The 23,791-nt window shown below is 40.5% G+C and carries 18 protein-coding genes and 1 pseudogene; 6 read left to right on the forward strand and 13 right to left on the reverse strand.

The window, feature by feature from the left end; translation table 11 throughout:
• Positions 1-13 precede the first annotated feature (13 nt).
• The 11 genes from ACQ86H_RS17280 to ACQ86H_RS17330 form a co-directional block, all read right to left on the reverse strand.
• Positions 14-2,179 carry a SusC/RagA family TonB-linked outer membrane protein gene (locus ACQ86H_RS17280; protein WP_431291884.1) on the reverse strand — a complete coding sequence of 722 codons (2,166 nt, stop codon included), beginning with the start codon at positions 2,177-2,179 and terminating at the stop codon, positions 14-16.
• Positions 2,145-2,621: a TonB-dependent receptor plug domain-containing protein gene (locus tag ACQ86H_RS17285; RefSeq protein WP_431295424.1), complete on the reverse strand. Its 477-nt coding sequence runs from the start codon at positions 2,619-2,621 to the stop codon at positions 2,145-2,147. The genes ACQ86H_RS17280 and ACQ86H_RS17285 overlap by 35 nt, the downstream gene beginning before the upstream one ends.
• Positions 2,618-2,992, reverse strand: a complete 375-nt coding sequence (locus ACQ86H_RS17290) for a carboxypeptidase-like regulatory domain-containing protein (protein ID WP_431291885.1) — start codon at positions 2,990-2,992, stop codon at positions 2,618-2,620. The genes ACQ86H_RS17285 and ACQ86H_RS17290 overlap by 4 nt, the downstream gene beginning before the upstream one ends.
• A gap of 292 nt (positions 2,993-3,284) precedes the next feature.
• A complete protein-coding gene (locus ACQ86H_RS17295; protein WP_431291886.1) occupies positions 3,285-4,202 on the reverse strand; it encodes a formylglycine-generating enzyme family protein in 918 nt (305 codons plus the stop codon).
• A 638-nt stretch (positions 4,203-4,840) separates the two neighbouring features.
• Positions 4,841-6,475: a ribosomal protection-like ABC-F family protein gene (gene abc-f, locus ACQ86H_RS17300; protein ID WP_138823552.1), complete on the reverse strand. Its 1,635-nt coding sequence runs from the start codon at positions 6,473-6,475 to the stop codon at positions 4,841-4,843.
• A gap of 458 nt (positions 6,476-6,933) precedes the next feature.
• On the reverse strand, positions 6,934-7,833 hold the full coding sequence (locus ACQ86H_RS17305; protein WP_431291887.1) for a glycerophosphodiester phosphodiesterase family protein: 900 nt from the start codon (positions 7,831-7,833) through the stop codon (positions 6,934-6,936).
• 27 nt (positions 7,834-7,860) lie between these two features.
• The gene (locus ACQ86H_RS17310) at positions 7,861-9,270 is read right to left on the reverse strand and encodes a RagB/SusD family nutrient uptake outer membrane protein (RefSeq protein WP_431291888.1); all 1,410 of its coding nucleotides are present in this window, start codon (positions 9,268-9,270) and stop codon (positions 7,861-7,863) included.
• Between the two features lie 67 nt (positions 9,271-9,337).
• Complete coding sequence (locus ACQ86H_RS17315) at positions 9,338-12,520, reverse strand: SusC/RagA family TonB-linked outer membrane protein (RefSeq protein ID WP_431291889.1); 3,183 nt, start codon at positions 12,518-12,520, stop codon at positions 9,338-9,340.
• A gap of 82 nt (positions 12,521-12,602) precedes the next feature.
• Positions 12,603-13,259 (reverse strand): FecR family protein, encoded by a 657-nt coding sequence (locus tag ACQ86H_RS17320; RefSeq protein ID WP_431291890.1) that lies wholly within the window; start codon positions 13,257-13,259, stop codon positions 12,603-12,605.
• Positions 13,256-13,672: a hypothetical protein gene (locus ACQ86H_RS17325; protein WP_431291891.1), complete on the reverse strand. Its 417-nt coding sequence runs from the start codon at positions 13,670-13,672 to the stop codon at positions 13,256-13,258. The genes ACQ86H_RS17320 and ACQ86H_RS17325 overlap by 4 nt, the downstream gene beginning before the upstream one ends.
• A gap of 79 nt (positions 13,673-13,751) precedes the next feature.
• Complete coding sequence (locus tag ACQ86H_RS17330; protein ID WP_431291892.1) at positions 13,752-14,339, reverse strand: sigma-70 family RNA polymerase sigma factor; 588 nt, start codon at positions 14,337-14,339, stop codon at positions 13,752-13,754.
• 276 nt (positions 14,340-14,615) lie between these two features.
• Here ACQ86H_RS17330 and ACQ86H_RS17335 point away from each other — a divergent pair, with 276 nt between their 5' ends.
• Together ACQ86H_RS17335 and ACQ86H_RS17340 are read left to right on the forward strand one after the other, a co-directional pair.
• Entirely contained in the window at positions 14,616-15,950 is a 1,335-nt protein-coding gene (locus ACQ86H_RS17335; RefSeq protein WP_431291893.1) for a putative sensor domain DACNV-containing protein, read from the forward strand.
• Positions 15,951-15,986: 36 nt separating this feature from the next.
• Positions 15,987-17,258 carry a GAF domain-containing sensor histidine kinase gene (locus ACQ86H_RS17340; RefSeq protein ID WP_431291894.1) on the forward strand — a complete coding sequence of 424 codons (1,272 nt, stop codon included), beginning with the start codon at positions 15,987-15,989 and terminating at the stop codon, positions 17,256-17,258.
• A gap of 151 nt (positions 17,259-17,409) precedes the next feature.
• Here ACQ86H_RS17340 and ACQ86H_RS17345 read toward each other — a convergent pair whose 3' ends face one another.
• The gene (locus ACQ86H_RS17345) at positions 17,410-17,904 is read right to left on the reverse strand and encodes a DUF6691 family protein (RefSeq protein WP_431291895.1); all 495 of its coding nucleotides are present in this window, start codon (positions 17,902-17,904) and stop codon (positions 17,410-17,412) included.
• Between the two features lie 9 nt (positions 17,905-17,913).
• A complete protein-coding gene (locus ACQ86H_RS17350) occupies positions 17,914-18,483 on the reverse strand; it encodes a YeeE/YedE family protein (RefSeq protein ID WP_246862754.1) in 570 nt (189 codons plus the stop codon).
• Positions 18,484-18,906: 423 nt separating this feature from the next.
• On the opposite strand from ACQ86H_RS17350, the gene ACQ86H_RS17355 reads away from it, so the two are divergent.
• The 4 genes and pseudogenes from ACQ86H_RS17355 (at position 18,907) to infC (ending at position 23,676) form a co-directional block, all read left to right on the forward strand.
• Complete coding sequence (locus ACQ86H_RS17355) at positions 18,907-20,424, forward strand: hypothetical protein (RefSeq protein ID WP_431291896.1); 1,518 nt, start codon at positions 18,907-18,909, stop codon at positions 20,422-20,424.
• Between the two features lie 159 nt (positions 20,425-20,583).
• On the forward strand, positions 20,584-21,294 hold the full coding sequence (locus ACQ86H_RS17360) for an outer membrane beta-barrel protein (RefSeq protein WP_431291897.1): 711 nt from the start codon (positions 20,584-20,586) through the stop codon (positions 21,292-21,294).
• A 140-nt stretch (positions 21,295-21,434) separates the two neighbouring features.
• Positions 21,435-22,454, forward strand: coding sequence for a S41 family peptidase (locus ACQ86H_RS17365; RefSeq protein WP_431291898.1), 1,020 nt, complete (start codon positions 21,435-21,437; stop codon positions 22,452-22,454).
• Positions 22,455-23,107: 653 nt separating this feature from the next.
• Positions 23,108-23,676 (forward strand): annotated as a pseudogene (infC, locus tag ACQ86H_RS17370) (translation initiation factor IF-3).
• The last annotated feature ends 115 nt before the right edge of the window (positions 23,677-23,791 follow it).

Consider the following 23,791-nt stretch of genomic DNA (forward strand, 5'->3'; position numbering starts at 1 on the left):
GATTTTGAAAAAATTAAAGTGTAAGGCTAATGCCACCCTGAATTGATTTTGCATTCGGATAAGCTGCCCTATCCATCCCCGTGCTTATCGAGTTCTGCCCATTTGTACTTACCTCCGGATCGTAACCTGTATACTTCGTCCACGTGTAAAGGTTCGAACCTGAAACATACACCCTTATTGCACTTAATTTAAATTTGGAGAGTAAGCGGCCCGGAATGCTATAACCAATAGAGACATTTTTCAGTCTGAGGAAAGAGCCATCCTCCACAAAACGATCAGAAATAGTTACTGCCGGGTTTTCTATGGCTTTGTGCACATCAGTATTCCGGTTGGTTGGTGTCCAGCGGTCGAGCAATGTTGCTACAGCACCGGTATAACCAGTTCCTAACTCCAGGTTGGCGCGCGTCCAGTTGAAGATTTTGTTCCCATAAGAGGCATTAAAGAAAACCGACAGATCGAAATTTTTGTACCTAAAAGTGTTGGTAATACTTGCCAAAAATTTTGGTTGTGAACTGCCCACAATCTTACGGTCGGCATCTTGCGTTATCGCACCATCACCATTTAGGTCTTTGTACTTTTGTAAACCCGTAGCAGGATTTACACCATCAGTTTCGTACATGTAAAATGCACCAACCGATTCGCCAACTTTAATAATCTGCGTTGGTAAAGTGGTGGGACTGGCCGGATCTGTCACAAAGAAATAAGGCGCGCCACCAAGCGTAATAATTTTATTTCTGTTGGCAGAAAATATCAGGTTGGTTGTCCAGTTAAAATCGCCCTGGAAGTTTATGGTTTTCAGCCCTAACTCTACCCCTTTGTTTCTTACCACACCTAAATTTTGAAATGCGCTGGTCAAACTTGAAGAATAAGGCACCGGAACTTCAAGCAATAAATCTGAAGTTCTTTTGTAATACACATCAGTTGTTAACTGGATTCTGCCCGAAAACAGTTCCAGGTCGATACCAAAGTCATATTGGGCTGTTTTTTCCCATGTTAGATCAGGGTTTGCAAAACTGGCAATAGCCAAACCATTAACCAGGGTATTGGCAAAAGTATATTGATAACTTGACAAGCGCGAAAGTGATCGGTATGGATCGATCTCCTGGTTACCGGTTACACCCGCACTAAAACGGAATTTCAACGAATTGATGGCTTTTATACCCTGAAGAAACTCCTCATTTGAGGCATTCCAGGCAATTGCTGCCGAAGGGAAAGTTCCCCATTTATTATTGATACCGAACCTTGATGATCCATCTGCGCGGGCCGTTAAGGTTAAAAGGTATTTATTATCGTAAGCATAATTGATACGGGCAAGGAAAGATTGCAGTGACCACTCTGTTTTTAATGATGTTGGAGTTACCAGTACAGTTCCGGAAGCCAGATTATTGTATTTAAATGCATCGCTAACAAAATTTGAAGCACCGGCGGTAAAAACTTCGGTAACCGATTTCTGTTGTGTATTACCTAAAAGTATATCGAAGCTGTGTTTTCCATTAACTGTTTTTTTGTAGTTAATCGTATTTTCATTTAGCCAGTTTAATGTAGATAAAACGCCTATTGATGCATTTCCACCCGGCAGACTTTCGTAAAGTGTAGATGGCAGATATCTGTTCTGTTTGTTATTGATGATATCTGCGCCTAGTGAAACCCTGGCTGTTAGTCCATCGATAATGGTGTATTCTCCAAAACTGTTGGCCAAGAACCTGGTGGTTTTTGTTTCGTTGGTTTGCAAGCTTAATGTGGCTACCGGATTTGCAACCGTTGCCCCAAAACTACTGTTGGCCGTAAAATTTCCATTAGCATCTTTTACCGGAACAACGGGTACCATAGAAAGAATATTGGCCACAATGCCGCTTGGCGCAACATCAGCATGGGTTACACTTCCGTTCAGATACGCCCCCAATTTGAATTTAGCGTTTACTTCATGATCAACATTTAGCTTTGCCGAATACCGGTCAAAACCTGTATTTAAAATTACCCCTTCTTGTTTGAAGTAATTTCCAGAAAGTAATAAACGTGTTTTTTCATTACCCGACGAAATTGAAAGGCTGTGATTCTGCACGGGCGCTGTTCTGAAAGCCTCACCCTGCCAATCGGTTCCTTCTCCAAGCTGGTCTAACTGCGCCTGTGTATAAAAGGGTGCTTTACCGGCATCGGTAAGGGCGTCGTTTTTTAGCATCCCCCATTCCCTGGCATTCTAAACCTATTTTCTTACTCACTTTTTGTGTACCATAATAACCGCTATAGTTAATGGAAAAACTATTTTTGCTTCCTCTTTTAGTGGTAATCAGAATTACACCATTTGCACCGCGAGAGCCGTAGATTGCAGTTGCAGAAGCATCCTTAAGTATATCTATCGATTCGATATCGGCTGGATTAATTGCAGAAAGCGGATTGATAGCCGGTCCGTTGGTTATACCTGCGTCAACTGATGCATCGCCATTGTAAACCGGGAAACCATCAATTACATAAAGGGGTTCGTTCCCTGCGTTTATAGATGTTCCGCCACGTACCCGGATCGAAACCCCACCGCCAGGCTGTCCGCTGGATTGGGTAACCTGGGCACCAGAAATTGCACCCTGGATAAGCCGGTCTGGCGAGGCTACCGGAACGCCTTTCAGTTCAGTGGGAACAGAAGAAAGAGCGCCTGTAAAATCGCTTTTTTCTGCGTTCCATAACCTACTACCACTACATTGTTCAGTGTATTTACCTGTTCATCAAGTTTTACTTCAAGGGGCGAGCCGTTGGCTACTACCTGCAATGTTTTATAGCCAACAAAACTAATGGTAAGCGTATACGGAAACTTTTGTCCGGTTACGAAACGGAAAACACCGTTATTATCTGTTAGTGCCGTATGGGTAGTACCATTTATGCCCACATTTACGCCTGGTAAAGTTTCACCTGTTCTGGCATCCCTAACCGTTCCGGTTAAGGTTGAATTAATAAGCGGGGTGGTTTGCGCATGTCCAGTTTTTGAAAGTACAAGCAGCAACGATAAAATCAGGAAGCTGAAGGTTATTTTTTTCTTCCGATGAAGGAAACAGAGAATAGCTTCCTAAAGTATTGTGTAAGAAATTTTGAAGTAAGCGTGCGCCGGGCACGTACTTCATAGAAATTTTGCATAATTTTGTTTAGAATTAAGTTACCATTTGAATCAGGGCCAACGCCAATTGAGAACCTGGTTCGAAGATTTATTTAGTTTGGAGGGAGAAATGAAAATTTTTCCCTTTTTTATTTTCTGCAGTTCATTTTCATTTGTTTTTGGTTTATAGTTAAGAATCTGGTTATTTATCTTTTACACATCTGAAGCCAAGGTGTTCCAGACTACTGTCTTCTGATGTTTTCATTCTCCGTGCAACCCGATATCCGGAGCAGTAGCTGGCATTACATAAAAAGGATCCGCCCCTGATCGATCTTTTTATGGCAAAAGTATCATCAGGATCAAAAGATTTAGCCGGACCTTTGGGGTTATCGAAAACTTTGGCACTTGCATAATATCTGCTATCGTAATAATCTGAACACCATTCCCATACATTACCTGCCATATCGTACAGCCCATAGTTATTGGGCTGATAAGATTTTACCGGTGCAGCATAATAGTAGCCATCTTTCTTCGCGTTTTGATTAGGAAATTCTCCTTCCCAGGTGTTTGCCTTCGCTTTACCTATGTTGAGGGCTTCATTACCCCAGGGATAGATTTTATTTTCGAGCCCACCCCTCGCTGCCCACTCCCACTCCGCTTCGGTTGGTAAACGCTTTCCGGCCCATTTACAATAAGCTAATGCATCTTCGAAAGAGATGTGAACTACAGGATAATTATCTTTATTTTTAATATCGCTCTCTGGTCCATGAGGATGTTTCCAATCCGCATTTTTGGTCCATACCCACCATTGAGAATAGTCATTTAAATCGATCTTATTAACACTCGGTTTAAAAACCAGCGAAGCTTTTGCGAGTAAACCAGGGTCAGGTTTAGGGGTGTTGGGGGGAAGCTGTTTTTTGATCACCTCCCAATCGGGAGTTCGCTCAGCAGTAGTTTTATAATGTGTTGCATTGACGAATTTTCTAAACTGGGCATTGGTTACTTCGGTCACATCAATATAAAAACCTTTAACACTTACCCGGTGCTTTGGATATTCATCGGCCTGCGCCTGCTTATCATCCCCGCCCATTAAATAGCTTCCGCCGTTTATCCATATCATTCCAGCGATAGCCTTTTCCCGAATGCGGGGAAAATTTTCTTTGGATGGATTTGATGCTGTAAATTTTATCCCATACCGATTTGGAAGCTTAGATGAACAGCAAGATAAAACAGAATAAGCTACCGGATAAGATTTAACAATGGGATCTGCCTGCTTAAAGTTCAAAAAAAGCATGTCAGAAAAATAACCAAAAAGCTGATTACCAGTTTTCTGAAAAGGATATTCATAAAAAGGGATAATAAGGATATATTAAATAATATTTATGGCGAGCGCTAAGTTGTTACCGGCACATACAACAATCTGAATCTATCTCACAACAAATTTCAGCAAAGCTTAAAACGATGTTTAATTTAACTTTAGGTAATGTAGAATTGTTAATGTAAAGATGGTTCATATCGTTATGTGTAACATTTACACTGCAAATATATAAATATATCTATATTATCTATGGATATAGTAGATTTATTATAAATATTAAATTATCAGCCTGATGCGTTATCGATTTTGCAAAAAGAATGGCATTAAAAAATATAGAATTGCCAATACTGTAAAGTAAATTATTCGTTTAACTCATTTACTCCTAACAAAAAAGCAGTTCTTTTCAGAACTGCTTTGAAAAATTTAGTATTTAAAGCGTGTTAACTCTGCTCAATTTCCTTCAGGCTATTCATTTTTTTATAGGCTAAGAATCCTTTTATATCTTCAAAGTGTTCGCGAACACGTTTATTGCCGAATTCGAATACTTTTTGTACCAATCCATCTAAGAAATCCCTGTCATGCGATACCAAAATTAATGTACCATCAAAATCTTTCAAGGCATCTTTAATAATGTCTTTGGTTTTCATGTCCAAATGGTTGGTTGGCTCATCCAGGATTAATACATTTACAGGCTCTAATAACAGCTTAATCATAGCTAAACGCGTTTTCTCGCCACCAGAAAGTACTTTAACCTTTTTAGTGGTATCATCGCCACTGAACATAAAGGCACCTAAAAGGTCTTTGATTTTTATTGAGCCGTCGCTTAACGGAATTTGATCAATGGTTTCAAATACGGTGAAGTTCTCATCAAGTAAAGCGGCCTGGTTTTGCGCAAAATAGCCAATTTTAGCATTATGCCCTACTTTTAAACCGCCTTCAAAATCTATCTCCCCCATGATGGCTTTAATCATAGTCGATTTACCTTCGCCATTTTTACCAACGAAAGCTACTTTTTCTCCCCGTTCGATCACCATAGATGCTTTTTCAAAAACAACATGATCGCCGTAAGTTTTGGTAAGTTCTTCTACCATTACCGGATACTGACCTGAACGCGGCGATGGCGGAAACTTCAATCTTAATGCCGAGGTATCTACTTCATCAATTTCGATTACTTCGAGCTTCTCGAGCATTTTTACGCGCGATTGCACCTGTAAGGTTTTAGAATAAGTTCCCCTAAAACGATCAATAAACTCCTGGTTATCGGCAATAAAACGCTGTTGTTCTTCATAAGCCTTTAACTGGTGTATACGGCGATCAGCACGCAGTTGAAGATAATGGGTATATTTAGCTTTATAATCATATATCCTGCCCATGGTTACCTCAATGGTGCGATTGGTAATATTATCTACAAAGGTACGGTCGTGTGAGATTACCATTACCGCTTTTGCTGAATTGATCAGGAAATCTTCCAGCCATTGAATACTTTCGATATCCATGTGGTTGGTAGGCTCATCCAGTAAAATCAGATCAGGTTTCTTTAATAAAATTTTGGCTAACTCAATGCGCATACGCCACCCACCTGAAAACTCAGAAGTTTGACGGCTAAAGTCTTTACGCTCAAAACCCAATCCTTTTAATACCTTCTCTACTTCTGCATCATAATTGGTTTCTTCAATCGAATAAAATTTCTCACTCAGTTCTGATACGCGCTCGATAAGCTTCATATAATCATCACTTTCGTAATCGGTACGGATAGTAAGCTGCTCGTTCAGTTCATCAAGCTCTTTTTGCATTTGGTTTACCTCTGCAAAGGCTTTCATGGTTTCCTCAAAAACAGTAACCTGATCTTGAGTAAGCAAATGTTGTGGCAAATACGCTATCACAGCTTCTTTCGGACCTGTTACACTACCGGAAGTAGGTTTAGCTACATCAGCAATTATTTTGAGTATGGTCGACTTGCCTGCACCATTTTTACCCATAAGGGCGATTTTATCGTTCTCGTTTATCGAAAAGGTTACGTCGCTAAAAAGGGTAGTTCCGCCAAATGAAACGGAGATATTATTTACATTGATCACAAAAAGGGAATATTAAATTAGCGGCAAAGATAAAGGAAAGCGGTTAAATTTAATAACCAGTCTGGAAAAACCTAAAACTATCTACTCCATCTCATCAAATAAATCCAATCTATAGTCTGTTCGCAAAAAAAGTGGCATTAAATTGGTCTCTGCAAAAACATTGATTTCGAACTGAACTATATTAAACAAGAAGCTGTATCATAAATATTGAGTTGTCATCTTGAAGGATAGTTTATTTTATAAAAACCAATATAAAAGACAGTAATTAATCTTCATGTAAAAATTCCCTCGTGTTACCGTCATTTCGAGCGGAGTGCAACGCAGTCGAGAAATCTAACTAAATAGATCTCTCCACTTCGCGTTGCTCCGGTCGAGATGACGACCATTCTATTGGAGTCTTTATAATACAGCCTCTATACAACACTTAGCTATACTTAATCAAAATCCAGCCAGAAAAACTAATGATGAAGTTTTTTCGCTCTTAAATATTCAATAAGTTCTTTTGGCCGGTCCGTCTGAATCAGGTTTGCTTTACGGCTAATCAACCAGCCCCAGCTTTCATCCTTTTTGTTTTCTTCAACTGCCAGGTCATCATCATGACCACCGTTCTGTTCTGGCCATAAACTATTGATCCATAAACCGTAATTTGCTCTCAGGCTGGCCATATTTTTTAAAACCGGTAAGGTATCGGTACTGAAGTTGGCCTGGATAATGGTTTTTTGATGGGGTTTATAACTGGCAATAATTTCTGAAGCATCAGCTCTTTTCATATCCACTATTGGCATAATGGTAATGTCTTCCTCAATTTTACCTACCTCCTGTTCTATCTGGGGTAATGGTGTACTTCCTTTTACATTCACGATGGCCTGGCCGATCATTCCCTGTTCGCGCAGTTCCTTAATTACCTGCGGGTAATAATCATATCCCTTATCTACGTCAATAATGATCTTATCTTTCGCAATGGCCAGTATTTCGATAAAGGTTGGCAGATGGTGTTTGGTTGGATGCCCTGAACCTGAGCGTAGGAAAAATGTTTTTATTTCAGCCAGGGTATAATCAGACACGTTACCTTTTCCTGTTGTGGTTCTATCAATGGTTTGATCGTGCATGATCACCAGATGTCCATCCTTTGTTTTCTTCAGATCCAGTTCCATAATGTCTACTCCCATAGCAATACAGTTTTTAAGGGCCTGAATTGAATTTTCAGGCGTATTGCGCCAGTCGCCACGATGGGCAGTAACCAATACCCTTTGGCTTTTAGGGTTAAGTACTTCTTTTAAGCTAGCTTCTGGTACTGATTGTGCAAACCCGCTAAAAGCAATAAATGTTATAACTAAGTGCAGAATAATTTTTTTCATTTCGTTTTTATTTAAATTGGATGGTACTTATGGATTTTGTTTAATTGCAGGATCTGTATCAATCTGGTCTTGCGGAATAGGTTGCAGCAGATCGCGGTCTGTAATTCTGGTGGTTATATTTTGCGAAGCAAACCAGGCGTTCATTACCGAAATGGCAGTACCTGTTCTAAGCAGATCAAACCAACGATGGCCTTCCCCTATCAGTTCCAATCTTCTCTCCAGGGCAATAGCAGCCCTTACCTCGACTACACCTTCCTGTGAGGCATCTGTCAGACCCGCTCTCTTTCTGATCATATTAAGATATGTCTTTGCCACCTCCCAATTTCCCAACTCATTTTCATCTTCAGCCAGCATTAAAAATACATCTGCATAACGCAATACCACAAAATTACTGCCTCCGTCTACCGGCGTTGTTGCTGAAGCCTTCAGTTTAGTAGAGAAAGGAGTTCCGGTACTGATTAGACCAACATAAGCTGTTTTGCGTTTATCTGAAGCACTGTACAACTGGTAGAAACTTTTGGTTGGTAAGTTATGGCCTTTTGCGCCACTGATGGTACCCGATGGGCTGAACTGCTGGTAAGCTGAACTGCCTTCACTATTTCCGTTTATGCCAGATGCAAACTGCACGGCAAAAATAACTTCATTGTTGTTTTTGTTGCTCAACGAAAAAATATCTGCAGGTTCGGCGAGTAACGTATGCTTCCCGGAGGCAACTACATCAGCAAGTACAGCTTTACTCTCTGCAAATTTACCCAAAGTCAGATAGACTTTCCCGATTAAAGATTGAGCAGCTGTTTTAACAGCTTTTCCCTGTGTAGTGGTACTTGCAGGCAATTCTTGTATGGCATTGGTCAGGTCTGAAATGATCTGTGCATATACCAGACCTTTATTTGTCCGTCCCTGCCCAAAAAATTCGTTGGGATTAGTGGTTTCTTTGGTCACTAACGGTACGTCGCCAAATATCCTAACCATATTAAAGTAAAGCAGGGCACGAATAAAGTGCATCTCTCCTTTTCTTGCCTGTTTTACGGCAGCGCTGGCATAAGGGATACCATCAATCCTGTTCAGCACGGTATTGGCACGCTGAATGCCCTGATAGGAATTCTTCCATAAATCTGAAAGCATGCCATTGGAGGCAACGGTGGTAAACTGATCGAGCTGGCCATACATCCCGCTGTCGTTCGCAGGCACCTCATCGAATGTATTATCTGATGGAATTTCTCCGATGGCCGGCAGGTAAAGGCCATATAAGCCGTTTAATTGTAAGGTACCGTAAACCGCGTTCACATACTCTTCAACTTCTGTTTCTGTAGTGAGAAAATTAGTGAGTGATTTAGAGGTAATAGGCTTTTGATCAAGTTCTTTAGTACAGGAAGTTAGCCCTAAAAGACAGAAAATTCCTCCTGTAACAAGTATTTTATTGATTATTTTTTTCATCGGTATATTATGGTTTTTAAGCGGCAAGCTTGATGAGGGTTTCATATAATTAATATGTTGCTTTACATTAAAAGGTTAAATTGAAACCTGCTACAAAAGACCTGGCCACGGGATAGTTGGAATTAGAATAGCCTGAGGTCAATACGTTATCGCTGGTGGCATCAGGATTAAATCCCCGAAAATTAGTTACGGTGAGCAGGTTATTTCCGGTTACATATACACTTGCCCTGGATACTTTTAGTTGAGACAATAATTTTGAAGACAGGTTATAAGTAAGCTGAACATTACGCAAACGGATATAATCAGCCTTTTGGAAGAAAATATTCGAGGCATTGGTATTTAGCCTGTTGGCCGAGTAATTGGTATTGGGTTGCGCCAAAAAACCATTAGGGTTGTTAACAGGATGGTATCTGTTCTCGTAATAATAAGTATCGGCCATCGAGAAACCTTCTCCGGATTCCATATTGACTAATCCATTATCATAAATTTTCCTTCCCCATATTCCGTTGATGGAGAAATTCAGTTCAAAGCTTTTATAAGCCAGACTACTGTTGAAACCATAAGTAATTTTTGGTGCATAGGTACCAAAACCCATCCGGTCATCGGGCGTTATTTTTCCATCGCTGTTTACATCCTGCACAATATAATCGCCCAGCAGGGTTCCGGCAAGGTGCGGACTGTTGTCTATCTGAATTTGGTTTTTGTACACACCGGTTACATTATAACCATAAAGCTCGGCAATTGGGCCACCCACTTTGGTTCTGAATGCGCTATTGGTACCAGTAACAATCTGGTTCTGTCCCGGCCCCAGCTCCAATACCTTATTTTTATTGGTGGCAATATTAGCACCAAAATTCCAGTTTAAGGGACCAAGTTTAATATTTGTACCAGCGAGTTCGAGTTCCAGGCCTTTGTTGCTGGCCCTGCCAACGTTTTGCAATGCGCTATCATAACCCGATTGAGAGGGCACGGGAACCTGCAGTAAAAGATCTGAAGTGACCATTGAATAATAATTGGCAGAAAGGTTCAAGACCTTGAAAAGTCCTAAGTCCATTCCAAAATTATAAGAAGTTTTAGTTTCCCAGGATAGTGTACTGTTTGCCGGGTTAACCGCAGCAAAGCCAGGAAGAAGTGTTGATCCGCTTATATAACTTAGCGGATTTGCAAGGGCATAAGAGCTGTAATTACCAATCTGATTATTTCCGGCTTTGCCGTAAGTAGCCCTAAATTTTAATAAATCAATCCAGTTTACCTTTGGAAAAAAATCTTCTCTGCTCACGATCCATCCCCCGGTTAGCGATGGAAAATTACCCCATTTGGCATCCTCACCAAACCTTGAAGATCCATCTCTCCTGATGGCTGCCGAAAACAGGTATTTGTTTGCATAAGCATACTGTAATCTTGCCAGGTAAGAAAGCTGTGTCCAGATGTACCTTTGCGGAACCACAGAAAATGAAGATGCACCGGCGATGTTGTCAATATTATTATCAGGAATTCCGGTACCTGAAACCAGCGTACTGTTACCAGATTCTTTCTGAAAAGTGGTTCCGGCCAGCACATTGATATCGTGTTTCCCAAAGGTCTTCTCAAAAGTAAGGGTGTTCTCCCAAAGGTAATTGATCACCGAGCCATTTGTTTCGCTCGCTCTGGCTGGTTTGGGCGCTGCGGTACGGTATTCGCCCACATCAGATGGGGTAAAAAAGTCGATAAAATTATTACTGTAATCTCCACCTAAAAGTGATTTAAAGGTAAGCCCTGTAATGGGTTTAAAATTAAGGTAGGCATTACCAAAGGTGCGGAACAGGTTTTTCTTGTATTTCGTTTTTTCCATTATTGCAACAGGATTTTCACCAAGGGCACCATCTTCTGGTGTATTCGCTGTAATCTGCTGGCTTATGGCCAAAGCGCCATCGTTGTTTCTGGCAGGGAAAAAAGGATACATGATCAGAGCGGCACCAATGGCATCGCTGCTCCTGCTCGCATCATTCTGGAAAAAATTCTGACGGTTGTAGCTTGGGTTAATGCTCAAACCCATATCAAATGATTTGGAGAGTTTGGAATCAAACTTAAACGACATGCTGTAACGTTTCAGTCCGGTTTCTATCACGATCCCGTCCTGATCAAAATAATTGCCCGAGAAATAGTATTTAGATCTATCGTTTCCACCTGAGACCGCAACATTATAACTGCTGATGGGTGCCGTTCGAAAAATCTCATCCAGCCAATCGGTATTGGTTAAACCTGGCTGGTTATTTAAATAGGGCTGAACGTAGTTTAACCTTAAATCTCTTTTATTCGCACCCTTCGAAACCCTGGTGGCATAATCATCTGTAATACTTCTGTTTGCTGGGTTTCTCGACACATAACCCCAGTCCCGTGCTTCGGTATTCAGCCGGGCAAACTGATAACCATCTACAAGATCAACTTTATCTGCACGCACCTGCGCACCGGTATAAAAGTCGAAAGAAACGGTATTCTTATCTGAACGGCCATTTTTAGTGGTAATCAGGATTACCCCATTGGCAGCCCTTGAACCATAAATGGCTGCTGATGCCGGATCCTTTAAAATATCAATGGTTTCTATATCCTGTGGATTTACAGTATTGAGCGAACTTCCTTCAGAGAGCGGAAAACCATCTACCACGACCAAAGGACTTACGCCTGCCGTAAGCGTACCGATACCGCGAATCACGATCTGTGGATCGGTGCCTGGCTGCGCCGAAGCATCATTAATTACCACACCAGCTGCTTTACCGGCGAGTTGCTGGGCAAAGTTACTGCCCGCATATTTATTCAGTTCCTCTGATTTCACCTGCGAAATTGCTCCGGTAATCCTGGTTTTCCGCTGGCTGCCATAACCTACCACCACCACATCATTCAAACCTGAAGAACTGGTTTCCATACGGATGAGGATAGAGTTATTGGTACCCGGGTTGATTAGAAAGGCCGGTGATGTTTTCTTTTCGTATCCAACATAATTAAAAGAAAAATCGTACCTGTTTCCTATTTTAACATTGTTAAAAACAAATATTCCTTTTAAATCGGTAACCGTACTTTCTTGTTTTTTAGTTGTCTGATCTACCATCATTACCGATACCCCGGGAAGTGTAGCACCTTTTTCATCAACTACGGTTCCTTTGACGGAAGTATTCTGCTGTGCATAAACAGCGTGGGTAATCATGGTCAGTAGCACAAATGCGGCAAAACATTTGAATTTTCTGATTGTCTTTTTAAGTTTGTTTGTTTGCATGATGTAATTAAAAATTAAGCAATAGCGTCCCTTTATCCCATTTCGGGGACATTCATTTTGGTTTAAAACCAGGGTTTAAAAATTATTTTTGTTTGCTGATGGTGATGCTTTTGGCGGTAAGTTTATAGGTTAACCCGTTCATGTTACAGATAACAGGCAGTATCGTATTTAATTTTTCGGTAACACCAACGCTACCGGTAAAGTATAATTTCTGCAGTTCGGCCTCTTCAATTCCCTCATAAACAAGACCAGTCTCATAACGTTTAGATAAGCTGCTAAACACCTCACTCAAAGGCGTTTCATTAAATAAGAGTGCATCCTTTGTGGCCACGCTTAGTGTTGGTTGCGGCTTAACTGCTTTATCCGGATCTTTAAAATTGATCAGGCTATGCAACTTTAGTCTGGTATTAATGGATAACTGCTCGCCGGGAATTAAATAAACATCGCTCATTTTCATCCTGCTTTCTGAGCCAGCTTTAACAACTACCTTCCCTTCTATCAGCTTTACCGTGAGCCGGTCCTTTTTATTGGTATTGATGGTAAATTCAGTACCCAGTGCAGTTGTGGTAAAACCATTTGCACTTACGATAAAAGGATGATGCTTATCTTTGGCAACTTTGAAAGTAGCCTCACCCTTCATGCTGATATTTCTACTTCTGCTATCAAAAGGTTCATAATAACTCAGTGAACTCTGAGGCTGCAGGGTAACGCGTGAACCATCAGAAAGATTTATAATCATCTCACTTTTGCCAGAATTGTATGGCTGCCTGAGTATTTCTTTTTTATCTGTACATCGTTACCAGTTAATCCTTTCTTCTGCGGGGTATGATTAAGGTTGAAATATAGTGCTGTAACTAAAGTAACAACTAATATTGCCGCTACCATCTTTATCCAATGGTAGAGTGGAAATATTTTTGCACTATGTTTTATCTCCTGCTCATCCATACGGATATGGAGCCTGGCTAAAATATGCTCGAATCGCTTTTCGGTAATTTCTTTATTACCTTTTGACAGCTCCCCGTCATAGCCAGTTTTTAAATCAGATTTTAACCCAGCTGAATCTTTTTTTAAAGATTCCAGGAGTGTATGCTGCTCTTCTAAACTGATCTCGTTAGACCATAATTTATCTATGAGTTGATTTATTTCGTTCATCTGCCTGTAAATACGCGGAAGGAGTCGAAATGGGGGTGACCAAAAATGTTATTAAAACATTAAGTTACCGTTAAGAAAACTACAGATGGACTAACATCACCAGAACCGATACACTGATTATTCCACCAGTTGGATTTCTGGACAGCATATACTCCCTGATGAAGTATTTGGATTGTTTAAGGTAGTCTTTTACCGATTCAGTAGATAATCCCAAAAGCTGTGCTGTTTCTTTTTGCGATTTCCCTTCAAACCTGCATAGCCTGAATACCTTTTGTTTTTGGGGCGAGAGTGCATTTATAGCTTCTTCAAGCATACTAAGTTCTGCCTCGATCAGGTATTGGTCAGGAAATATTTCTTCGGCAACAGTTTGAAAAGGATCATAACTAGCTACATAGCTGATATTTTGTTTTATTTTCTTTCTGAGGTAAGATATTGATCTGTTGTAACTCACTACAAATAACCATGCAGATACCGGTTGTTCGGGATCTAGTTTAGCCTTATTTTCCCAAAGTGCAAAAAATACATCCTGAAGAATATCCTCGGCGATGGAAGCATCCTTGATCAGCTTAAAAATATTGGCATATACAGCCTGATGGTACTCCTTGTAAATCTGATCGAAAACATCCCTATTGTGCAACGGATCGTTTTGAAATTGATGCTTTACCATGAAGAATTAGATTGACCAAAAATATTTTGCACAAAAATACAGTGTCCATGTTAACTATATATTAAGCTTTCTATTACGGAATGCTCAGTAATGCAAGGCCAATCCAACAATATCATTAAGTTAAGAGTTTTTAACCACAGATGAGCACAGATAAACACGGATTTTCATATCTGTGTGCATCCTTCCTATCTGTGGTTAATTATTTTTTTAAAAACACTATACATCTATCTGCTGTTATAAACCGTATATCAAGCCAAATAACAGCGCTATCAAGCAATGATTGAGGAAAAATCAAAAACAACGGACCTTGCAGCGCATATCCATGCCAAGCTGAACCATAGCAGGTTGGCATTGGCCACTCCCCCATTAATTGTTCTTGAAGAACTTTTCGAATGCCTTTTCTACACCTCGATGAGAACCGAAGAGGGCGAGTTGACCAAGGTGGCCGTAACGCTTATCGATCCTGCCAACCCTGATCCCAATCCGCCGCGAAAAATCGTTTCTGAAAGATGGAGCTGCGTGGAATTCGGCCATCACATTCCTCTCGACATCAGGTCTCTGACCAAGCTATCTAAGGCAGCCGACCCGTCTGGAACTTCGCTGGCAGTCTATTATGATCAGGATGAAAAACTCTTTATCTGGGGAATGATCGACCAGGCTATGCACTACCAGAGCTTTCTGAATTATGAATCCGAATCAGGGTCGGAACAACCCGGGCTGTTCCAGGTATTTATAGATGATATTGCCACGCTTAAGGTAATGTTCGATTACGAACTGCTGGCTACCCTAAAACAGAACGTACTGGTTACCCGTTACCTGGATGTATTCACCATTGGACCAGTATCCAAGATCATCAGAAAAAATGCCAGCGCAATCAGGGCCGAGATAAAGGCCTTTTTACTTGCCTCCCATCCGGGTGAAGATTTTGCAGACTGGGAAGGATTTGTAGACAGTATCTGGACCCAAACACTTTCCAGGCTGCTGCTAAAAATTCAAAACTATCATCATGGCGGAGCGGTGTTGATCTCAGAAGATAGTAGTGCCGTCGACATTAAATATGAGCTTAACTATAAAAGGTTGCTTCTTGCCATCATCGCTTACCTGAAGCAGACCATCAACAATTATGTTACGGAGCAAATGATCGACCAGCGGCTGGCTTCGGGCAAACAAACGGTAACCAGATCGCTCTATGAGCAGGAAACAATCGCCCTGCATGCAAAAACAGAAGTGGCAAACGAGATTAAGGGTTCGGTGAGTTTCATCGCCTCCCAGAGCTGCGTAGACGGTGTAGTGCTATTTGGACAGGACATGATAGCACGGGGTTTTGGTGGGGTAATCAGATCGAAAAAGATGCCAGGAAAGATCTATATATCCTCTACTGCCACCGCAACCCCTAAGTCATTGATCGCCATAGATCCGAAACATTTTGGTACCCGGCACCGCTCAATGATCGCTCATTGCTGGTTGCACACCGGCAGCCTGGGTATTGTCATTTCCCAGGATGGGGATATCCGTGTATTTTCCAGAATCGAGGACAGGCTGATCATGTGGGAAAACATCAAAACCCAGCAGTACCAAAAGAGTGGAAAGCTCAAGGCAACCAGAAACTGATTCTAAAGAAAAAACTAAAGCTAAATTTACCACGATTTGAACAATACACCAAACCTTCCCGATACCGAACAGCAAAGATTACAGGCGCTAGATTCTTACCAGATTATGGACAGCCTGCCTGAAGAGGATTTTGATGAACTGACCAAAATGGCTTCTCAGATCTGTGGAACGCCCATTGCGCTGATTACCCTGGTAGACAGCTCGCGCCAGTGGTTTAAAAGTAAGCTGGGCATTGATGTTCAGCAGACCCCCAGAGAACATGCATTCTGCGCATATACCATTACTGATCCATCAGGAATACTAATGGTTAGCAATGCAAGGGAAGATCAGCGATTTGCCGAAAACCCGCTCGTTACGGGTGATCCCAATATTGCGTTCTATGCAGGGATCTCACTGCAAACCTCAGAAGGGATGCAACTTGGTTCGCTGTGCGTGATAGATACTATTCCAAGAACACTGGATGAGCAGCAGCTTTGGTCGCTGAAGGTACTGGGTAAACAGGTAATTGCCCAGATGGAATTAAGAAAGAAACTACTGCTGCTCAGCGAGGCGAACAGGCGTCTTGCTGAGACCAATCAATTTATGCAGCAGTTTGCCACAGCTGCAGCCCACGACATCAAAAACCCATTAACTACCATTTCTATGAGTACGGAGCTTTTGACTCGTCACTTAAACCATAGCGGTGACCATAAAGGGCACAAGCTGGCATTAACCAGCCTAAATAGTGCAAAAACCCTTGCGAAACTGATTAACGACATGCTCGACTATTCCATCAGACCAGAAATTCTGACGGCACAACACGAATCCATTGAACTTGGTAGCTTTCTACGCAGAACGGTATCTATGCTCAGCATTCCAGAAAATGTACAGATCAGCTACCCGGAAGCAAAGATTGAGATCAACACTTCAGCAATCGCGCTCCATCAGATCATGATCAACCTATTAACCAACTCGGTGCGGTATAACGACAAACAGACTTGCCTGATCCAAATAGATTGTGTAATTAAAGACGACCTGGTCAACATTACCGTTTGCGATAACGGGATGGGTATCAGAAAAGAAGAGCTGGAACGTATCTTTCAAAGGAACGTTACCCTAAACACTTCTGACCGCTTCGCCCAAAGCGGAACCGGAATTGGCCTTGCGACGGTAAAACTTTTGGTTGAGAAACTTGGCGGACAAATCAGCGTCCAGTCTACCCCTGGCACAGGCAGCGCCTTTACTTTTACCATCAGCTCAAAAAAACCAGCATTAAGAACAATTCGAAAATCGTTTTGCAATAAAAAAGAGGTAATGAAGGCTCAGTAAAGGTGGCTATATCTTTATAAAAATCTCTTTACTGAACTTAAAAATATTACAACAATTTGAGATTGACGCTTAGAAAATAACTGTATAAAGAATTGAAAGATTAGCCGATTATACACACACGTAAAAGACTACATATCAGTATATTAATAAATTAATGTGGCAGCCTGCCTCTAAGTAGTCCATATACCCAGGTACCAGCAATAGCACTTACAAGCGTAACAGAGATTACCGTTGCACCCGTTCCAATTTGCGCAAAAAGCGGCCCCGGACAGGCTCCTGTAATGGCCCAACCAAAGCCGAATAGCAAGCCGCCAAATATCTGACCTTTATTGAAAGTCTTCGGATGAAATACGATACTTTCTCCGTAAATGGTTTTAATATCGAATTTTTTGATTAACCAAATAGAAGTCATCCCTACCACTATCGCACTGCCTATAATGCCATACATTTGGAATGACTGCAGACGAAACATTTCCTGGATACGGAACCAGCTTACCACTTCTGATTTCACGAAGACAATGCCGAACAGTACGCCTACAACCAGGTATTTAATGTTATGGTACCATTTGTGTGTTAATTGACTTTCGTTTACGCACACCGCATCTAAAGAGCGGGTTTCAAAATCTGTGTTTGTATGTTGTTTCATGATGATTGTTTAGAGGAATAAAATGTGGGGCAAAATTAAATTGGCCATAATGAATCCGCCAATCATAAAACAAATGGTGGCTACTAATGATGGCCATTGTAAATTAGACAAACCCATAATGGCATGCCCGCTGGTACAGCCACCAGCATACCGGGTGCCAAAACCGACTAAAAACCCACCAACTACCATTAGCAAAAAGCCTTTTAACGTGAGTAACGCCGGCCAATTCATAATGTCCTGTGGTATTAGGTTATCGTAATTGGTAATGCCATAACCGGCTAACTCCGCGGCTAACTTTGGGTTAACTTCAACAGGCTTTGGATTGGAGAGAAGTCCTGTTGCGATGGCACCACCCATTAAAATCCCAAATACAAAGAACAAATTCCATGCTTCTTTCTTCCAATCGTATTTAAAAAAAGGGATGTTTGCAGGCAGGCAGGCTGCACAGATGTGTCTCAAAGAAGAGCTGATGCCAAACGACTTGTTGCCGAGGATCAACAGTGCTGGTACGGTTAATCCAATTAGCGGACCGGCTACATACCAAGGCCATGGCTGCTTTAAAAACTCTAATATATTCATATAATCTACTTAATTGCTTCAGTCAATTTTAAGTTATCTATTGTTTCGAACAACGATGAAAAAATTCCATAAATGTATTAAATCATCGCCTGATATTAATCACGAAACAGGTAGTTTAATGGATTTTCTCAGAATAGTTTACATTTTATTGTGATGTTTATTTTGACGCAAAAGAATAATCATCGGAAAGAGCTACTTGCATCGTTTCAGACGGAACAGCTGACAGGTAGTGAAGGCGTAGAAAACCACCAGGCATACCCAGTTACTAATTTTATTATTCAGGTGATTTAACAATAAATTCTAAATTCATTTGATCCTTGGTTAAAATCAAAAACAGACTTAACTATTTGATCACCATCAATTAACATTTGATAACTACCATTGGATGAATATTCAGTCAGCATTTAAATCAAATCACATCCAATGAAAAAAGCCACTTCTTACAAAGCAATTGCATTTCTAATTTCTTTATTTGTTTTTTCAGGTTGCCATAAAGATAACCTGTCCAAAAGCATTACTGTAAAATCTACGACAAAAGATGTACCCAATTATTATTTTAACTGGGAAACCGCTTCAACAATGCCGGTCGCGGGATCATCTCCGATAGTTTCTCTTCCATGGCAGAGCCAATCTGGTAATTACATCGACCCGTCATTGGTCAGTGACTATAAAAGTAATGATGGATGGGAGCTGGTTTATAACACGTTTAATCCTAATGTCATTGCAACAGCTGCAAGTCAACCGGCTGGCGGATTATATTTTGCCCTTTATAACCGCTATCGCGGCATAATAAGGTATTATCTTTATATACCTACAGGACTGTTTGGAAACAGTTCTAGCATCGAACATGGTTTAAGCACTTACTCAGATAATAGCACATCGTCTAAAATGTTGAATTTTGATGGGGTTGACATTGTTGATCCTAATATAAGCACACCATCGTTTGTAAAAACAAATAATCAGGGTGTAGCTGTAGGCGGAGGCTGGTATTCTATGCAGTATGAAATAGGCTATGATCCTGCATTTGCAGATACTACTTATCCGCATTTAGGATTTACGTGGAATTCAAAGACAGTAAACATTTCTCAAATAGCATTGAACGGAACCAATGTAGGTACCTTAAACGGTAATATTACTCAACCCTCAAGCGGCTTTGATTTGGCAGGCACATTGATCAACGGTATTGTCGGAGCGGCAGAAATTTACGGAACCGTTGCAACAGCTGGAGCAGCATCGGGAACATTTTTGTCAGGTTTAGGTGGCGCGGCAGCCGGCGGTTTAGCCGGTAACGTAACGGGCTTTCTAAGCGGTATCTTCGGTGGAAATAGTAACAACTCGCAGGAAGTAGATTTGAAAATGAATTCTACCATATCACTAAACGGAACATTATCAGGAAGCCAGCCATTAGTTCCTAATAGCCTGGTGTTTCCAGGTCAAACTGTTGCAAATACAATAGGTGCTCCGGTTCCATTAATTGGTCATCCGCTTGGCGTATTTAACTTGAGTGCAAGACCAACTGTAAACGTCCACACAACCAGACAATCGGTTTTGGTAAACGAAGGTGGTCAAAATATCCCTTACAACCAATACTCCATACAGTATACTGTTAACTCGTCAATTTTTAATAGATTAGTTCAACAAAACACATCTGTTATTAATTCAAGTGCAACAGGCGCCAGCATTCAGAATTTAACCTATCAGGTGGTGATGATAAACCCAAATACAGGTTATAACTTTAATGCTAATGCTACACATGAAAACATTGGCTCACTTTCCGTTTATACTGGATCGTCAGTTACTTTACAATATTTGGCGGAGCATAGTTTACCCGTTAATAATACGCAGGTCGCCGTAAGGGTTTCCTTTAATGTAGTGCCAAATAATGGCGCTCCATCTTCGCTGATCGTGAAGAGTTTTGTTGCCAACTTGGTCAACAATTAACTAAAAATTATAGATCTTGATTTTTGAGTTTCATGAGTTCAAAAGGCTGTTTTTTTATTTTTGTCATACCTAAAACTAGGATAGACCAGTTTTATTTCAAAATGGAATAATCGATTAAATCCATGACATGCACAATTAAGTTATTCTAGAATCTGGCTAATGAGGCTATCCAAAGGTATTACTGTTGTATTATTAATATCATTTTCTCTTACTTCAAAAGCCCAGCAATTGTTGGGCTTTGAAGCAGGAGTCAGCCGTAACTTTCTAAAAACGAATGACCTCAGTAAAGTTTCAACACGTGTTGATGCCCAAAATGGTTACTATTTTGCGTCAAGAATTCAATTTAGATTAGGTCATATAATAGCTATTGAAACAATGCCAGGCCTTATTGAAAAGAATTACAGCGTTAGTCGAACAGACTCACTTGCGGGCATTTATACACATCATAGCAATAAGTATTTACAGATTCCATTAACCTTGCATGCGGTTATCGGAAAAAGATTGAAGTATTTTTTTGACGCTGGTATCTTTGGTGATTATTGGGTAAACAGCAAAATTGACGGTACCGTGCCGGATATATTCTCAGTAAACAGCGCTAAAAATCAGCATGGTCAGGAATTTAACTTAGTTCCCTACAGTCAGAGCTATAGGTTTGATAAGCAAAAAGATCAACGATTCGATTTTGGTTATGTAGGCGGTTTAGGGCTACAATTCAACTTCTTTCAACAGTTGGATGGGTTTATTGCAGGCAGATATTTTTACGCAATTTCTAACCGGCAAAAAAATAATCCAGCTTATAATATGACCAGTTATAACCAAACCACATCGGTCTCTTTAGGGATTACCTATAATTTAGTCAAAAGAAAATGATAAGGAATCGTATAATCAGGTTGGTTTTAATTTTATCTCTGTTATTTGCCGAGTCAAACTGCAAGAAAGAGATGGATGTCTCAACCCCGAAAAATAATCTTCAAAGTTTTGATGCGATTTTTAAAAGCTATTGGACACAAATGAGTACAAATTATGTTTACTGGGATATTGATACGACCAATTGGGATAATGTGTACAAAAAATATCAGCCCTTATTTTCCAACCTAAAAACAAACAATAATAATGATTTAAATACAGCCTTTAGCTACTTTGAGTCAATCACTCAAGGCTTAACAGATGGTCATTATACCATAAACTTCAATTTAATGGGGCTATCGGGCCGCTATATTTATCCTGCTGCTACCAGAAAAATAGCGGCAAAGCAGTTTCATACACCATACAATTACATTGCAATAGATACGGTTTACTTGGATAAAGGCTTTAAATCAGGTTATTTCATAACCAGCGATAACAAAAGATTGCAGGTAACCAGCGGCTTAATTAATAATCAAATCCTGTACTTTAATTGTAATTTATTTTCGCTGAAAGAAGCTTTTACATCCAAGGAAAAGAACACCGCTGCTGAAACACTATCCTATTTTTTTAATCGTTTGAAGTTAAAAAAATCACTTTTAACGGCTGTTATTGTTGATATTAGGAATAATCCGGGAGGAAACATTGAGGATTTAAATTTCTTTGTTGGTCATTTCATTGACAAACGATTGAATTTCGGCTATACACGATATAAAAATGGCGGAGGAATAAAAAACTATACTCCGTGGATTAGTGCTGCCATTAATCCTGACCAGGATGGCGGATCACTTGCTATGCCAATTATTGTCCTTACCGATCATTTCACGGTCTCATTAGCAGAAGCTGCGGCAATGGCGCTTCGCTGTCTACCCAATGTCAGCATAATTGGGGAACAAACCTGGGGAGCTACCGGACCGATCACAAATTATGGCGTTTACAATGCCGGACCATTCGAAATATACGGTATTTTATCTGTTTATACATCCTCTGCAGCATTTAAATACATAGATGGAAAGATGTATGAAGGCATTGGTTTTCCACCAGACCTTAAGGTTACCACAGATCCTGGTAATTTCGTTAATGGACACGATGATATACTTGATAAGGCGCTTCAAACAGTTAGATAGTTAAGTTAATCTTCATACTTATTTTTTTAGAAGACTCAACCAAAAAAATTGGTAAGCCGGAAATTAGAATTTGTAGAAATTGAGTCAGGATTTCCTTTAATACAACGTGTATAGCCAGCAAAAAAATATTATTTTAAACTTTTTTGCTACCTGTTGGTCTATTTTATATGATGGAAACGCAAGAGACATTCAATTTCACTACAATACCACTGGTTAGCGGCATCTTACTGCTGGTTTTCGGCACCTTCATTTTCCTCTTTGCGCTATGGCGCAGAAACGAACGGAGAAAAGTGACAGGGATCAGCAGATTTACCTGCCCTGACAGGATGGTTAACACCAAAAATACGGAAAAAATCCTCCGGGTTTTGGCTATTTTGCTCCTAATATCCGGATTTATATTGATCACCTCTGAAGCACTGAGGACTGAAAACAAGGCAGTAAATCAGGTAACCACAGGCTAAAGGGTTGACAATCTTAGCTCAACGACTCCCCAGGTCTGGATGTACCTAAAGGCATATTAACGTCATAAAATTACGCATATAGTCATCATTTAACTAGGGGTTTGGATATATGGGCATAAAAAGCTATATTATCATTCATCCTGAAATTAACCGCTCCGGTTAACATCATTTTTTCATTAAAACTTTTCAAATTTGGCATTAAAAAAAGCAGGATTTTACAGGGGGCCACGCTTGCCCTTCAAAAAAAAAGAAGCAGAACACAAGATTAATAATTTTATCACCTCACCGGAGGTACGCTTAACCGGAGATAATATTGAGACCAATATCTATCCGCTGGCTGAAGCACTCAAATTGGCTGAAGAACTGGATTTAGATCTGGTTGAAATTTCCCCGAACGCCACGCCGCCAGTTTGCCGTATCATCGACTACAGCAAATTCCTTTACGAACAGAAAAAAAGCAGAAGGAAATTAAAAGCAAGGCGAAACAGACCATCATCAAGGACATACGTTTCGGGCCTAATACCGATGAGCATGACTTTCAGTTCAAGCTCAAACACGCCGTTTCCTTTTTGGAAAGCGGAGAAAAAGTGCGTGCCTTTGTGCATTTCAAAGGAAGATCGATTGTTTACAAAGACCAGGGAGAAATACTGCTGCTGAAATTTGCGCAAGGCCTCGAAGAGGTAGGCAAAGTAGAGTTATTCCCAAAACTTGAAGGCAAGCGGATGTTTCTGACCTTAGCGCCAAGAGCAGGAAAAAGATAAACCTGGCCGCAATTTAACAGATTAACGTTCTCATCCATTACCTGGTTAATTACTGAAGTTCATAGAACACGATCACTGTTTAAGTGTCGTGGAACACAATAGTTGTCCATGATCA

Source organism: Pedobacter sp. P26, from assembly GCF_050632135.1.
Classification (GTDB): Bacteria; Bacteroidota; Bacteroidia; order Sphingobacteriales; family Sphingobacteriaceae; genus Pedobacter.

Coding starts and splice junctions, on each gene's coding strand:
- ACQ86H_RS17280 (WP_431291884.1), bottom strand. CDS start 2,179: ATGCTAAAAAACGACGCCCTTACCGATGCCGGTAAAGCACCCTTTTAT.
- ACQ86H_RS17295 (WP_431291886.1), bottom strand. CDS start 4,202: ATGATATGGATAAACGGCGGAAGCTATTTAATGGGCGGGGATGATAAG.
- ACQ86H_RS17305 (WP_431291887.1), bottom strand. CDS start 7,833: ATGAAAAAAATTATTCTGCACTTAGTTATAACATTTATTGCTTTTAGC.
- ACQ86H_RS17310 (WP_431291888.1), bottom strand. CDS start 9,270: ATGAAAAAAATAATCAATAAAATACTTGTTACAGGAGGAATTTTCTGT.
- ACQ86H_RS17315 (WP_431291889.1), bottom strand. CDS start 12,520: ATGCAAACAAACAAACTTAAAAAGACAATCAGAAAATTCAAATGTTTT.
- ACQ86H_RS17320 (WP_431291890.1), bottom strand. CDS start 13,259: ATGATTATAAATCTTTCTGATGGTTCACGCGTTACCCTGCAGCCTCAG.
- ACQ86H_RS17325 (WP_431291891.1), bottom strand. CDS start 13,672: ATGAACGAAATAAATCAACTCATAGATAAATTATGGTCTAACGAGATC.
- ACQ86H_RS17330 (WP_431291892.1), bottom strand. CDS start 14,339: ATGGTAAAGCATCAATTTCAAAACGATCCGTTGCACAATAGGGATGTT.
- ACQ86H_RS17335 (WP_431291893.1), top strand. CDS start 14,616: ATGATTGAGGAAAAATCAAAAACAACGGACCTTGCAGCGCATATCCAT.
- ACQ86H_RS17345 (WP_431291895.1), bottom strand. CDS start 17,904: ATGAAACAACATACAAACACAGATTTTGAAACCCGCTCTTTAGATGCG.
- ACQ86H_RS17350 (WP_246862754.1), bottom strand. CDS start 18,483: ATGAATATATTAGAGTTTTTAAAGCAGCCATGGCCTTGGTATGTAGCC.
- ACQ86H_RS17355 (WP_431291896.1), top strand. CDS start 18,907: ATGAAAAAAGCCACTTCTTACAAAGCAATTGCATTTCTAATTTCTTTA.
- ACQ86H_RS17360 (WP_431291897.1), top strand. CDS start 20,584: ATGAGGCTATCCAAAGGTATTACTGTTGTATTATTAATATCATTTTCT.
- ACQ86H_RS17365 (WP_431291898.1), top strand. CDS start 21,435: ATGAGTACAAATTATGTTTACTGGGATATTGATACGACCAATTGGGAT.